The 14761-nt window shown below is 41.2% G+C and carries 9 protein-coding genes; 5 read left to right on the top strand and 4 right to left on the bottom strand.

The genetic code is table 11. The features are described from left to right. Positions 1 to 64: 64 nt before the first annotated feature. The gene (locus tag C2869_RS05955; RefSeq protein WP_108602081.1) at positions 65 to 793 is read left to right on the top strand and encodes a hypothetical protein; all 729 of its coding nucleotides are present in this window, start codon (positions 65 to 67) and stop codon (positions 791 to 793) included. A gap of 868 nt (positions 794 to 1661) precedes the next feature. Here the strand turns inward: C2869_RS05955 and C2869_RS05945 are convergent. The 3 genes from C2869_RS05945 to C2869_RS05935 form a co-directional block, all read right to left on the bottom strand. Further along, entirely contained in the window at positions 1662 to 2357 is a 696-nt protein-coding gene (locus tag C2869_RS05945) for an SDR family oxidoreductase (RefSeq protein ID WP_108602079.1), read from the bottom strand. 89 nt (positions 2358 to 2446) lie between these two features. Continuing rightward, positions 2447 to 4780: a beta-galactosidase gene (locus C2869_RS05940; protein WP_108602078.1), complete on the bottom strand. Its 2334-nt coding sequence runs from the start codon at positions 4778 to 4780 to the stop codon at positions 2447 to 2449. A gap of 140 nt (positions 4781 to 4920) precedes the next feature. Further along, on the bottom strand, positions 4921 to 6843 hold the full coding sequence (locus tag C2869_RS05935; RefSeq protein WP_108602077.1) for a sulfatase-like hydrolase/transferase: 1923 nt from the start codon (positions 6841 to 6843) through the stop codon (positions 4921 to 4923). Between the two features lie 254 nt (positions 6844 to 7097). On the opposite strand from C2869_RS05935, the gene C2869_RS05930 reads away from it, so the two are divergent. From C2869_RS05930 to C2869_RS05920, 3 genes are all read left to right on the top strand, one after another. Further along, a complete protein-coding gene (locus C2869_RS05930) occupies positions 7098 to 7661 on the top strand; it encodes an RNA polymerase sigma factor (RefSeq protein WP_159084059.1) in 564 nt (187 codons plus the stop codon). A gap of 23 nt (positions 7662 to 7684) precedes the next feature. Continuing rightward, the gene (locus C2869_RS05925; RefSeq protein WP_108602075.1) at positions 7685 to 9655 is read left to right on the top strand and encodes a carbohydrate binding domain-containing protein; all 1971 of its coding nucleotides are present in this window, start codon (positions 7685 to 7687) and stop codon (positions 9653 to 9655) included. 272 nt (positions 9656 to 9927) lie between these two features. Beyond that, positions 9928 to 10542: a GntR family transcriptional regulator gene (locus C2869_RS05920; RefSeq protein ID WP_108602074.1), complete on the top strand. Its 615-nt coding sequence runs from the start codon at positions 9928 to 9930 to the stop codon at positions 10540 to 10542. A 771-nt stretch (positions 10543 to 11313) separates the two neighbouring features. Here the strand turns inward: C2869_RS05920 and C2869_RS05915 are convergent. Beyond that, on the bottom strand, positions 11314 to 13275 hold the full coding sequence (locus C2869_RS05915; protein WP_228710778.1) for a sulfatase-like hydrolase/transferase: 1962 nt from the start codon (positions 13273 to 13275) through the stop codon (positions 11314 to 11316). 216 nt (positions 13276 to 13491) lie between these two features. Between C2869_RS05915 and C2869_RS05910 the strand changes: the two genes are divergently transcribed. Next, positions 13492 to 14508: an AraC family transcriptional regulator gene (locus tag C2869_RS05910; protein WP_108602073.1), complete on the top strand. Its 1017-nt coding sequence runs from the start codon at positions 13492 to 13494 to the stop codon at positions 14506 to 14508. The last annotated feature ends 253 nt before the right edge of the window (positions 14509 to 14761 follow it).

Below are 14761 nucleotides of genomic sequence, written 5' to 3'. Positions count from 1 at the left end.
ATCAATAAGTTGTTAGTTTAAAAGGCAATCCACGAAGCTAATATATTACAGGAATATATACACTATGAAATTTCTAACAAAACCAGTTTTAGCAATAACAATTACGTTCCAATCAGTATTTGGGGTTGCAGCAGAAACAGCTACCATGGAGGACATAGCTCAATTGCAATCTCAATTGGATGCTCTATCTACTCAAGTAATAACTCTTATGAATGAGAACAGCCAACTGACATCAACATTAAACAAGCAAGCAACAACCATCGACGACCAAGAGCTGTCGATAATAAATTTACAAAATGAGAAAGGCTTGCTTTCTACTGAAATAGAAAACCTTCAATTAGATATAGGTGAAGTTCAAAACGACATTTCTTTGCTACCTTCTGCCCCTGTTGGAACCATCTTAGCGTGGCACAAAGACTTAACAGGCGTACCTGCCGAGTTAGGAGATGAGTGGGTTATATGTAATGGACAAATCATTTTAGATCCAGAATCACCTCTTTATGGACAAAATTCCCCAGACCTAAATAGCGATAAATATGAAGCGGGGAAAGGCCTGTATTTGCGAGGGGGAGCAACAAGTGGTGTGGTTAACGAATCAACCCAGATTACAGATAATGGTTATAAATACGGGTTCTCAAACCGCGGCTCGTACTATGGAGCTGCATATTTCTCAATTTATGATGCTGAAGATTTTGTAGGCCAACCAAACGGATTTTACAGCTCGAATTATCGAGTGAAAGCAAGATTTCAAGTAGCGGCAATGACGGTTGTTTGGATTATGAAAATTAAGTAAAACTAACAAAGCCATTAAGCCATAGAACACAAAAAAGCTTGGCTTCACTCGTTCCTCGTGAGTATCGAGAAATTAACTAGACACCCATTTTAAAAACAGGCAACACCAAATTTAAACCAAGGTTGGCGGTGGTTTAATCCGTGTTCTCGGATACTTCAGTGTTATGCAGATAAACCTGCACCTACAGGAGATTTGTTCTGGAAATCACCGCCAAATCAGGGCTAATCCGTAACGAAATAGAAGAAATACCAAGACACCCTCTTAAAAATTACCAATATCAGCAAGTAATAATAAATAATGGGTGTCTGTTTAAAAATGGTGGGTGTCTGTTTAAAAATGGTGTTTTGTGATTTGAGTTTTTCAGCTAAACGGCGCGACAAAATATTAAGAGAATTTAACTAGACACCCATTTTAAAAACAGCACCAAATTTAAATCAAGGTTGGCGGTGGTTTAATCCGTGTTCTCGGATACTTCAGTGTTATGCAGATAAATCTGCACCTACAGGAGATTTACTCAAATAAATGAGGTAAACGCTTTACGCGGCTGGTGTTCACCCTCGAACAATGCATATTGGGTACTAAAAATAACAAGACACCCACCTAAAAATACCTCACCTAAAAATACCTTCAGCCAGTTTGCTTCATTTTCGTTTGAGATTAGTTTTGAAAAATCTCTCAAATTTAGGGTTGATTGTGGCTTTTGCATAAACCAGCACAAGTAAAAGTGCCGCGAATAAACGCGGCAGTCGTCCGACTCCGGCCACCCTACGCTGAATGCATCTTGCTCGTATAGTTCCAACTATGCGTCTAGTTTTTGAAAGTGTTAACCACTCTACTTGAAAAAGAGATACGTCAAAACGCTAGTCACCTACCACGGAATGGACGCACCATCGGCTTCTAAAAACTGGCCTGAGTCTGCCAAACTAACCTTGTCAATGGTCGATGTCATATCCTTGATTGCCTGCTCTATACTCGTAGGAGCTTCAGCACCGCCCATATCAGTTTGCACCCAGCCAGGGTTAAGCATTAGCACAATAATATTTTGTGATTTGAGTTTTTCAGCTAAACGGCGCGACAAAATATTAAGCGCACATTTACTGGCTGCGTAAGCATCTAACGGATTATCTGCACCTATATTCCATTCAATCGAGCCCATGCCTGATGAAATTTGAATTAACTTACAACCCGCAGCCAAGCAAGGTACAAGTGCTTGGTTCAATAGCATGGGGCCTAGCGTATTAATTTGTAAATGCTGATTAAACGCTGGTGCTGTCCACTCGCCAAAAGGCTCGCCGTATGAAATACCGGCGTTATTAATTACCAAGTCCAGTTGATAATTAGCTTGTTGTAGTTCATCAGCTAAGCTTTTAATTGACTCTGGTTGGCCTAAATCCAATGATTTAACTAACAATTGTGCTGCGTATTCCGCCTTTAGCTTAGCTAAGTGTTGGCTTGATTGAGTTCGACGGGTAGTGGCAATAACTTGCTTGCCTTGGCTAAGGTAATGTTTAACAAACCCTAACCCCATACCGCGATCTGCGCCGGTAATTAATACTGTTTTCATCGTTATTATTTGCTCTTTTTAGTCAATTAGCCGGTTAAAAACAAAGCTTTAACCGGCTAGCTGTCTGCTAACTTATTAACAACATATGTTTACTTAGCGCGATTAAAGCGCTGCGAGTACATTTCTCCGTGTAACTCTTTTGCAGCTTTCACCATTTCTTCGTAGGGTTCATCCGCTACAGTGACAAAACCAACATTGTAGTTTTCACCATCGTAAGCTCGGCCAGTAATTGGCGAGTCGTGATATTGAAACCAATGCGCCCCCACAAAATAATTGTTGTTAAAGACTGATCGCATATAGTCTTTGTACATCATAGCGCGATCTTTTTGATCGGCTGCGTGGATCAAGCCCGGATGAAAAAAGCCAGACGACGAGGTGCCGAAATGGAATTCGCCAATCATAGTCGGTTTGTCTAGCTCTTCTAAAAACGCCCATGTAGGTTGGGTGATCCCAGGTTTATAGTTATTAAAACTCACGACATCGGTATAAGGTGCAGACGCGTTAACAACCTCCATTGGCATGCCCCAACTGGCAAAGCGCGCACCAAAATACAGGTGGTTAGGCATATGTTTTTTCATTGCTGTGCTAACAATTTTAAAATACTGATCAGCATACACAGCAAGTAATTGCGCATAGTCTGCGTCTTGTACCTTATTACGCTTTTGCAATTGGCTATTAAAGCCGCCTTTATCAAATGCGGCCCACGAGGCAATATTGGTGTTCCAAGCTTGGTTAAGCGATTTAATATCCTTGTATTTATCGCGCATAACTTGGGTAAATTTAGCTTTGGTCGGAACCTGCTTACCGTTGCGCTTTAAGGTATGGATGACAATTCCTAACTCGGTACTGCGCGAATTGGAGCGTCCCCAACTTTTTTCATTGTCGACAAACACTCCAACACACCACTCTGAACCTTTGACTTGATTGGCCACTTGCGCCAACTTTTTATCTGCAATACGAGCAAACTCTGGGTCAAACACATCTGGCATGGGTGCCCAAAAGTCGTTACCACTCGATACGGTTTTATACTTACCGTTAATCGATGTGTGGGCAAAATAAGGGATCTTAGTATTGTCGTAATACATAGGATGAGTCCAGTTACCTAGCGAGGTAAAGCCCCAATGACGCATGCGATCAATAGTGACATTACGCCATGAGCGCAAATAGGATTGTGGAGAGGTTTCACCGTATTTACGTTCAAGGTTGGCACTGTAAAAACTAAACACTTCACCACGCTTAAGCGCGCCCGAGTGAGCACCACCACGATAACCAAAATGGTCGGCTAACGGATGATCATAAGATTCAGGCAACCACTCAAACATATTAGCGCGCGTATCAGACACCACTTTACGTGTGCTTTTGTCTGAGCGTTTCGTAAAATCATAACCTGTCATCGTCGACGCGTTAGACAAACGAATAATATCGACTCCGGTGGCAACATATAAGTAGCCTTCGGGATCCACTAACCACCATTTTCCGTCAACTTTCTCTGTTCTAAAATAGCCCGTGCCAGTTAATTTTGGTCCTTGTTTCCAACCGCTGTATTTAGACCGATCGGCCAGCATTTTGCCATTTTGCAAGCGCTTTAATTCTGCTTGGGTTTTGGCAGCTAATTCCTCATCGGAATGGACTTTTTCAGGGTATTCCATCTTGGCGCTTTGCCCATACTTGTCGACAATATTAACCAAGTAGTTTTTATCCATTTCTGGGTGTGGCATTAAGCGAATGTTATCTAGGGTGATTTCTTTATCTCGCAGATTGTACGACGTGCTCAAACTAATACGCTTAATACCTGATAACTCAAGGTTTTTAGTACCCCACATCCATACAAACTGGGTGTCGTCACTTTGCCATGTAGCAGGATTGGAGCGTAAGCCCGAGCTTAAATTCAACTCTACCTTATCGCCTTTTTTATTATTCGGGCTGCCGACATCATGGCCATGCATTTTTGAGTAATAGGTTTTACTAGGACCAACCGGAATATTAACCGCGCGAGTATACGAGCGACCTTTAATATCAGTAACACCCAACATTAAATGAACCGAGGTTTCACCTTGGTTGGCAATATCAAACGCTAAACTAAAGTCTTGCATATGTGACCAATCAAACGGTGTTTTTGGCTCAATCACTATGGATGTATGCTCTTTGTTTTTGGCGTCAAACTTTACCCGTAACGCTTGCTGGCCTTGGCTAACGGCACTTGCCTCTGTTACTAGTTGGCCTTTGGCATTTTTTAACTTGATTGCAGCTGGAATAACGCTTTGCTCAAACCCTAAAATTAGCTCATCAGGTAAAGACTTTACCTTGTGTTTATTTTCATCAGTTGGATTGCCATTTTGCTGACAAGCGCTCAGTAATAAAGCTGTGCCAACTGTCATCGACAGCAAAAGCGACAGTGTTAATAATTTGATATTTTTTTTCATGATTTTTCACTTAATCGTTTGTGGCAAGACGAACTACAGCCGTTTAACCAACAAAGCTCAATTAATGCCTGATTAATTAGAGTTCAAAAAGCAAAGTCACGCAGAGCATATCAGTGCTCCGCGTAGCGATAAACGAAGAGTTAAGGAATTAAATGAGCTGGAATGTCAGCAATTTTGTCATCCGCCCCTTTTGCAAAATGACTGATGTGATAAGCATTGGCTTGAGACCAGTCTGCTTCAACTCGGCCATCACCTAATACAATATTGCCCAACTTGTTGCGGAACCAAGCCGCTAACTTTTGGTATTTAGGATCGTTGGCTAAGTTATTACGCTCGAGTGGATCATATTTAAGATCATACAATGCCATATCCACTTTTTCTGCTGGCGCAACCAATGCCCATTTAATGTTATTGCCTAATTGCTTAGGTTTTAAGTTGACGTTATTAAACGGCCGTGTGCGCATTGAAAAACGGAAACGCTTAGTATGCAAATAGGCACGGGGACCAATAACCAAGTTCATTTCACCTAACACGTAATCACGGGCTGGCTTGGTTTTGGCGGCAACATCATACAGGCTATAGCCGTCTAAATAATCAAACGCGGGCTTATTAATATCCACCCCACCAGACGCTAAAATGGTTGGTGCAAAATCGACAAATTCAACTAAGTCTTGATTAACTGAACCTGGTTTGAATCTGTCTTTGTCAGAAGACACTACAATCGCTGCGTTATTTACCGATTGCGCCCAAGGACCAAATTTAGCTTCAATTCCTTGCTCACCCAAATGCCAACCATGATCACCTACGGTAAAAATAATCACATATTCTTGATTGTTCTTTTTGCTGTATTGCTTAAATGCTTCAATCGCGTCACCCATTAAGGCATCGCCATAAGCACAAAAGGCATAATAGTCTTGGATCGCTTGCTGCTTTTCAGCATCTGTCATGCCGTCGGCTTGCATTGCGTTGTATAGCTTAACCAACTGAGCAGGCAATTTACCTAGCTCGGCCGCCTTATCAAACTGCGGCACGTTGTACTTAATCTTTTTAAAACGATCACGATACGACTTTGGCGGTAAAACCGGTGTATGCGGCAAATGGAAACCTAAATGTAAAAACTGCGGCTTATTTGAATTTGCTCCTTGGGCTTTTTTACCCCACAAGGTTTTAAACGACTGGTTTTGATTCGCCAAATAACGCTTAAATTCTTCAACAATATAAGCATCTACCGTTTCACCCGCTGGTTTAGGGTTTTCACCACCAATAATTAAATCTGGGTTAGAGCGAGTATAAGAGCGCAACAAATCGAATTCTTTATCTGTTGCTTCCAGTTGCTTTTGGTCTTCAGCATTGCGCGGCGCTTTGTGGCGTTTTAAATAATAAGATTTTTTATCGCCATTAGGATATAAAACGGTTTCAGTTAAACCCAATGGCGAAAATTTACCATCAACATTGCCGTACTTTAATTTGGTAAATAAATCACCAAAGCCATTTTTTTGTAAATCGTGTTTAAAATGTACTTTATAGTCGTACAGGTTAGCATCATGAAACCCTTGGCCAGGCCCCCATTTAAAAATGTATGCGTCTTCTTTACCAAAGGTTGCTGTACCGTAGCCATTCGCTCGCATGGTTTGCGAAACCGTAGGTTTAACAAAGTCTGGCTCTTGGTGGGTTAACTCAAATGCATAATGGCCATTGCGAAAAGGATAGCGACCAGAATGCATAGAGCCCCGAGAAGGACCACAAGCAGGCGAGTTGTTAAACGCATTGGTAAAAATAACACCTTCGGCGGCGAGCTTGTCAGCATTTGGGGATTCAACATAGCCTAGCGGACTATTGGCTGTGCCGTAAACTGCGCGATTATAAGCAGCAATTGAGTCTGGGCGCTGGTCATCTGTAATAATCCACAAAATATTTGGCTTGGTTTTAGTGTTAATATAAGCGGGTTTATTTACCACTACGGCTTGGTTAACGTCGGTTTGATTACTTGCACAACTAGCTAACAAGATACTGATACTTAAACTGGCTAAACCTGTTATTAACCTATTAACTCGGCTGATCATTTTTACTCCTAATCACATAGCTTGGTTGAATAGGCCAATTACCTATTCATTATTAACTCTATGTCACAAGCCTGCCCTTTTGACACAAAAAACAAAAATATTGTTAACAAAACTCTGTCAGCATTAAAATATGCATAATATCTAAATCACGCCTAAAATTTATTAACGACAACTGTGTCAAAACGACCCTGTAATTACATTTATTAATAGGCTTTTTTATTAAGCTAAAGCCTGAAAGATGTTGGAGACAGTCCTTGAATATCATTGACGAGCAAGAATTAATAGTTAAAGCGCAAAACAAGGACATTGACGCTTTTTCGCAATTAGTGAAAAACCATGAGCGAGAAGTTCGCATTTGTCTTGCGGCTCGTTTAGATACCGCGCACGAAGCAGAAGATTTAGCGCAAGAGGCTTTTATTATCGCTTTTAGCCGTATTGATGAATACGAACCAGTACGCCCCATTAAATATTGGTTTAGAGCCATTGCATTAAATCTGCTGAACAATTACCGACGTAAAGTCAAACCTCTCGCGGTAGGTGATTCTAACGATCTTGAAGACATGCTAAACAGCAAGATCGAAGCAAACTTACAACACGATGGTGAAAATACCGTAGTTTCGGCCCTGCAAGGCTGCATGGGCTTATTAAGCGACGATTTACAAAAACTGGTGGTTCAACATTATAGCGAAGGCTATAGCGTAGGCGATTTAACTAAAATGCACGACGTTAAACACTCTACATTAACTATGCGCTTGCATAGAGTACGAGACAAACTACGTAAGTGCATAGATGAAAAGTTAGCCGCGCAAACCGCATAACATGAATATAGTGAAGTAATCGAATGGACAAAGAAACAGAAAAACGCGTTGCCGCTTATATACAGGATCGCAGCCATCAGTTGGCACTCGCCAAGCAATGTAAAAACGATCCTGAATTGCTTGATTACCTAGCCAAACATAAATTGATTGATAGAATTTTACGCTTTAATACGCAAGATCAAGGCAGCGATATATTCGTTAAAGAAATGCGCATGCGTTTAAACGAACCACAGTCCAGCACCTTTGCAGATCAAGTTAAACAAAAACTACACGCTTTACATGGCAATTCCCCAGCGTTCTCGCAAGCGCCAGCGGCTAACGATAAACTATTTTATAAAGCCATTACCTCAGTTGCTGCCAGCATCATGCTGGCTTTCATTGTTTGGTTGTATTTACCGCAAGATAACGCGTTTGACGACCCAATCGTTAGCACCGCAACCCCAAGTATTATTCAAAATCGCGGCGTAACAACAGATTCAGGCACTCACTATACTATTGAACAAGACAATGAATGGATTGAACTCGACAATGGCATCACGCTAGTCGCCAAAGCCGATAGCGAGTTTTTAATTCGCAATCAAAATGAAATTGAGCTTTTACAAGGGCAGATACGCACTAAAATACCTCATGGCACGCACGCCCAAATTGAAACTCGCGGGCGATTTTTTAAACTGCATAATGCGGATAAAAGCCAATTGCTCAATGATGCTGAACACGAATATACCAAACCAACGAGTTGGATCGCTTGGCACCAACCTGACAGTATCTCCTTTGATATCAGTGCCAGTGGCGATATTCAGTTTAATCAAAATATGCCGCAAGCTATTACCAATGTACCAACACATACCAGCTTATTAGCTCACCAAGCCTCATTCCAATCACCACAGGATAATTTGGCCTTGGCGAACAATGCTGCCAATTCAGCCTTACTCGATGCCACACCGACGTCCCAACAAAACACAGCCGCAAATAGTCAAGTGCGCGCCGCATCTCAACTTACCAGCAATGATTTATTGCTCGGTTTAAATGGTGACTTTGAAACAGGGGCGTTGACACATTGGCGCTCTCGGCCGGAAACCCAAGGTTATGCCGAAGTCACTAGTCAAGCGGCTAAAGATGGCAATTATGGTTTATACGTTAACACTCAAGGTGGCAATGTTTATTTGGAAGTCAAAAAACAAAGCTTTCCACAAGGTTATATGCACAATGGCAAATTGTTTAAATTGTCGATGGACATTAAACGCTTAAACAATAATACAGGTCAAACAGGCATTACCGGACGACTATTTAATAACCGTGCTAAACCTATTGGCACCGCTTTTGGTCGATGGTTTGAGATAAATGAACCAGGTGAGTGGATCACCATTGAAAAATACATTCCTGGTGAAAACTGGCCTGCCAGCGGCACTAGCTTTGAGCTAATGTTTTTTAAACCAGAAGAAGAATATTACATAGACAACATTAAAATTGAGCCTGTGATCACGCAAGGCAACATATTAACTAAATACAATGGCGATATCGAAAACGGCGAAATCGGCACCTATATTCAAGAAAAGGTCAGCGAAAACGAAAATAACTACGCGCAAATTGAAGTGCGTGAAGAGGCCGCAATTACAGGCAATTACGGTATTTATGCCAACACCTATGTGGGTGATATGGCAATAAAAGTAAACTACAAAGCCCTGAGTAAATGGCGCATTGATCCTGACAAAGACTACATATTTTCCTATGACGTCAGATTAAAAGAAGGGGAAGTTAATTTAGTACACACGACCCCTTCAGGCTGGGTGCATGCTGTTCCAGGTTGGAAGCCCATGAGCTTTAACTTTATTAATCAAGCAGTCAGTGAACGCGGTATGATCAAAGTCCGTATGCGTGTTCCGCATGAAGTTATTCCTGATTCAGGCTATCTCGAAATCAATATCTACTCAAAAACAAAAGGAATTTTCCATATGGATAACTTTGAATTCTTTGTAGCTGACGAGCAAAATTAGTCAAAACAAAGAATGTAATAATTCACTAACAAATGGGGTGGCTATCCACCCCATTTATGTTTACTTTGCAAACAATTAAAATATTTAATTCTTCATTACAAAATAAAATAAAAAACCTTAAAAGCATTACTAATTGATTTTAAACACTTTTATTTTAACAGCATCATTTTTTTAAATTATTTTCACGCGTCCTGTGTCAAAACCGCCTTCTGATTACATCTTATTAACAACACAACAAGAAAACACACTCTAATAGAGAACGAGGTAACACGATGAACGCACCACTCGCCATTACGACTCATCATAAAATAGCCAAAGTGATCAGAACAGAAATCATCTCAGGCTTAATCAAGCCAGGTACTGAAATAGATGAACAACAGCTTGCCAAAAAATTTGGTGTGTCGTCAGCACCAGTGCGAGATGCTATATTCCAATTGAATATTGAAGGCGTAATTGAATGTAAAAAAAATACACCGCCAACTGTGGCACCTTTAATTAGTGAAGACTTGCGTCAATTGCTGTTAACCTTAATGCAAAAAATCGAAATCCAAGCGATTAGTAGTCAAATTAATAAAGCACGCCAAGCGGATATTGATTCACTCAGTATCATTTTTGGTTGTATTAAACTGCATTACAAACACAATCAATTAGTCGACACTGCCGAAGCCATGATTGATTTCCACAAGTATTTAGTTGATATGGAAGGTGGTGATGAATTAGTTAATGTTTGGCACCCTATCGTGATGCGCTTAGTTATGAATACCGACTATACAAACATTAACCCAGAACATTTTGACTACTATAAAGCCATTATAGAGGCGCTGACCAATCAAGACGAACTAGCCGCTTTAAAAGCCTTACCCAAAAGTTTAGGCTTTTTATCCTAAGCCAGATTTTCATCCAAGGGCGGGGTTACCTCCCGCCACCTCTTCGCCCTAACAGCCTCCTTACGACGAAAAACATTACGGCAGCCGTAAAATTCATACCGAGTACTACGCCACTAAAGATCGTCATTATTCAGCGTAGTTGGTTATACAAGCCATGGTTTTGCTATTTACCCTCGCCTTTACCGCGCCTACAGAGCATGGCACTTAGGTTTCGTCAGCCACGGTTTTGTTGGGATTTATTTCGGCTAAAGCAAAATTTGTCGATGTGAAATCGACCCTACAATTTGGCAAATGGTTATAAATTTAACTGGTTATTGATAGGCCTATTGATCAAAATATAAGCGATGAATATGTCATATTTCAGAGAAGATTAAGGATTATGCTGGTAAACCAAGGAAGGATTTAATTATCTCACGCCGCGCTTGTCTTCCTTGTCTATATAAGCATTGCAACACAAAAGGTCCATTGCGTTTTGACAATGGACCTCTTTCTATTAATATAGTCAAAGCGATCAGGTTTTAGGGGCAGGTTTCTAGTTCCAGACGAAACCTAAGTACTTACATCCATGTAAGCAAAGCCGTCAAAGCTACCGCGTCCTGCTCACGCCCCTTACCTGCATCCATGCAGGCAAGCTTCGAGACCCCATGAGCATATGCTCTACTATGTGATTGGGGCCGCCTAAATGGATTTAGGTGTTAGAACGACGCAGGAGCCAAAGTCGAGAGTAAGCGCTGACAATGAACCATAAGACCTGAGCGAGAAGACTATAGTCTAAAAACATTCAGGTGCAGCAATCGCGTCAACTTGAGTTAATTTACGATCATGCGCGCCAACCGCAAAATCACTAATGTGGTAAACGTTTTGCTTTTTCCAATTAACCTCTAAGCGGTTATCACCCAAAAAGATGTTTTGAGTTTTTAAGCGTAACGCCTCTACAATATTTTTGTAACGCGGATCATAGGCAACATTGTTACGCTCATTTGGATCACATTGCATATCATACAACGCCATTTCAACTTGTTGCGGTGTTGCATTAACGGCCCACATAATATCTTCACCGGCTTCGTGAGTTTCCCCCGGTTTGCCATTTTTCGGGCGGATCTTCATCGAGAAACCCCAACGTTTAGAGCGCAAATAAACCCGATCACCGATAATCTGGTTCATTTCACCCAATACATAGTCACGCTTAAGCTCAGGCTGGCGAATAACATCAGCTAAATCAAAACCATTTAAGTGTTGATGATCGTTATCTATATCAACACCCGCGGCAGCAAATAAGGTAGGAGCAATGTCTACGTATTCAACATAATCCGTATGCACAGTATTTTTCGGGAAGTATTCACCAGAAGAATCAACCACTATCATGGCGCCGTGGCCAGATTTGTTCCAAGGTGCAAATTTGGCTTGAATCCCTTGCTCACCTAAATGCCAACCGTGATCGCCGACGGTGGCAACAATCAAATAAGGGCGATTAGTCTTTTTGCTGTATTCTTTAAAATCTTTAATCGCTTTACCAATTAATGAATCACCATAGGCGGTAAACGCGTAATAATCTTGGATGGTTCTTAGCTTTTCAGCATCGGTTAACCCATCTGCCTTGGTATTCTTGTATAGCTTTTTTAGCTGTTGTGGCAATTTAGCTACTTCGTCTTTACTAAATTTTGGCAATTTGTAAGGAATTTTTTCAAAACGATCTTGGTAAGACTTTGGCGGTAAAACCGGAGTATGCGGAAAGTGAAAACTCAAGCTCACCATTACTGGTTTATCGTCAGTTGGACCTTGGATCTTTTTACCCAGCATAGATGTATAGCTTTGGTTAGCATTGCCTAAATAGTTTTGAAATGCTTCGAGAATTTTACCATCTGTGGTTTTGTCTTCTGGCATCGGGCTTTCACCCGCTAAAATCAACACAGGTAAAGCACGAGTATAAGAGCGAATAATATCCAGTTTTTTATCTGCTGGGTTAGGCTCGTCAACAAATTTACCGTTACGTGAGTAAACGAACGAGTCTTTACTGCCATCCGCATAGTGAAAGTATTCTGTCACGCTTGGCTTACCCGTTTTTTTATCTCTTACCGTTTTCTTAGTCCAGTCACCAATACCCGCTCGCTCTAACGCATAGCGCTCAACTTCAAAATCGTAAGTCAGCGGTACACCTTTAACATTAATGCCATTTTTAAGACGTAAGCCCGCCTTACCGGCTAACATGGTTTGATAACCATGCTCACGCAACACTTCTGGAATAGTAGGTTTGGCATGTTCACTTTGGCGATGCGCGTATTCAAAACCATAGCGACCACTGCGGTGCGGATATTGGCCTGTAGCCATAGAATAACGTGATGGTGAGCAACCCGGTGATTGGTTATAAGCCAGTGGGAACAACACACCTTCTTGTGCTAAGGCATCTAAGCTTGGTGATTCAACATAACCTAATTCACTTTCTTTTGTTCCGCGCAAAGCCATATTAACCGCGGCGATAGAATCCGCCCTTTGGTCATCGGTTAATATCCATAAAATATTAGGTTTAACTTTATTGGTTTGTTGCGGTACAGGCTTGGCAACATTTTTGGCAAGGCGCTCAGCACTAACGGCGTAGCTGTCATTATTAACAGACTGTTGGCTGCTATTGTTGTTGCCATTCACGGCACAACCAACAATGCCAGCAGATAAGGCAAAAGCCGAAGCAAGTGCTGCGGTTTTACTTAAATACTTATTTGTCATCAATTTATTCATATTACCACTATTAAAATTGTCTTTTGTTTACAGTTGTTTTTTGTATAACGTTCTTGGGGCAAAAAAATTTAAGCCTATATACCTAATGTCTTAACCACCACAAAATGCCACATGTAAAAACAAAAATTTACTCGTTAAGTGAAAACACTGCTTGATGAACCACTTGGTAAATATTATAAAGACTTTAGGTTATACCAACAGACAGTAAAAACCAGAATGAATAAACCCATCTACACCCTTGATAAACTGCGTTTTGAAATTGACAATTGCTTACCTCAGGTGTCGGCAGTACAAAACAATAAAATTGAAATGCACGCGCTAACTCACGGTAATTACCCTGGTAAAGCGTTAGCGGCCGAACAATTAGCAGGGATCAGTAGTATGGGTTTTATGCATGTGGTTGGCGAGCAAGACTGGGGAATTGAGCCACATCGTAACGAAGGGATAGAAATATGCTTTCAGGAAAATGGCACTAATACACTGACTGTGGATGGTAAAAACTATAACACGCCTGCCAAAACCTTAACTATTACTCGCCCTTGGCAACTGCATCAAGTCGGTAGCCCCAATATTGGCCCAGGGCGATTGCATTGGATAATTTTAGATGTCGGTGTGCGCCGCCCCAATCAAGCGTGGCACTGGCCAGAGTGGTGCATTTTAACCGAAGACGACAAGCGAGAATTAGAACAATTACTACGCGGTAATGAACATCCGGCGTGGCAAGCCAATAACGAAATACTCAATATATTTAAGCGCATTCAAAGCTATGTGACTGCCGAACCGATTGAACCCTACATTTCACATTTAAAAATTCATCTCAATCATCTATTGCTAGCTTTGCTTGAGTTATTACGCACACAAAATATCGTTTCGCAAGAGCACTTAACCACAAAGGCAAGAGCGGTAGAAGTCTTTTTACAAGAGCTTGAATCGAACTATCGACTCGCAGGCTATGAATGGACATTAGATGATATGGCTCGCCACTGCGGCATGGCGCGCTCGGCATTTAGCAATTATTGTCAGCAACTCACTAATACCAGTCCAATCCTATTTTTAGCTCATTGTCGCCTGCAACACGCCAGCCGCTTATTATTAAATGAAACCTATACATCCATAACCGATTTAGCGTTTGAATTAGGTTTTTCCAATAGCCAATATTTCTCACGCTGCTTTAAAGAAAAGTATGGTTTGCCACCAAAGCAGTGGCTTAAGCAGCAAAGGAAAATATCCTAAATGATAAAAACTGCGCAGGTTACAGCAGGGTGCCGTGAGTTCAACGAACCGCACCGATTGTGGTTGCAGACACCAATGGCATTCCCTACTTAATTACCCAAGTTTTTCATATTCTCTGTTTGATGGGCTTAACACAGTCACATGTTCGTGTTGCGATCCGCTGCGCTCATGGCAACCTACATACTTTCTGCAAAAAATTAGATGCAAAAAATTAGACACCCATCGCACTTTTAACCAATTCAATCTAATCCTT

Origin of the sequence: Saccharobesus litoralis (assembly GCF_003063625.1) — a bacterium.
GTDB classification, from domain to species: Bacteria; Pseudomonadota; Gammaproteobacteria; order Enterobacterales; family Alteromonadaceae; genus Saccharobesus; species Saccharobesus litoralis.
This window is presented reverse-complemented; position numbering and strand designations above follow the sequence as displayed.

Excerpts from the sequence above, each read along its gene's own strand:
- C2869_RS05910 (WP_108602073.1), top strand. The coding sequence starts at position 13,492 with ATGAATAAACCCATCTACACCCTTGATAAACTGCGTTTTGAAATTGAC.
- C2869_RS05935 (WP_108602077.1), bottom strand. The coding sequence starts at position 6,843 with ATGATCAGCCGAGTTAATAGGTTAATAACAGGTTTAGCCAGTTTAAGT.
- C2869_RS05940 (WP_108602078.1), bottom strand. The coding sequence starts at position 4,780 with ATGAAAAAAAATATCAAATTATTAACACTGTCGCTTTTGCTGTCGATG.
- C2869_RS05925 (WP_108602075.1), top strand. The coding sequence starts at position 7,685 with ATGGACAAAGAAACAGAAAAACGCGTTGCCGCTTATATACAGGATCGC.
- C2869_RS05920 (WP_108602074.1), top strand. The coding sequence starts at position 9,928 with ATGAACGCACCACTCGCCATTACGACTCATCATAAAATAGCCAAAGTG.
- C2869_RS05945 (WP_108602079.1), bottom strand. The coding sequence starts at position 2,357 with ATGAAAACAGTATTAATTACCGGCGCAGATCGCGGTATGGGGTTAGGG.
- C2869_RS05915 (WP_228710778.1), bottom strand. The coding sequence starts at position 13,275 with ATGAATAAATTGATGACAAATAAGTATTTAAGTAAAACCGCAGCACTT.
- C2869_RS05955 (WP_108602081.1), top strand. The coding sequence starts at position 65 with ATGAAATTTCTAACAAAACCAGTTTTAGCAATAACAATTACGTTCCAA.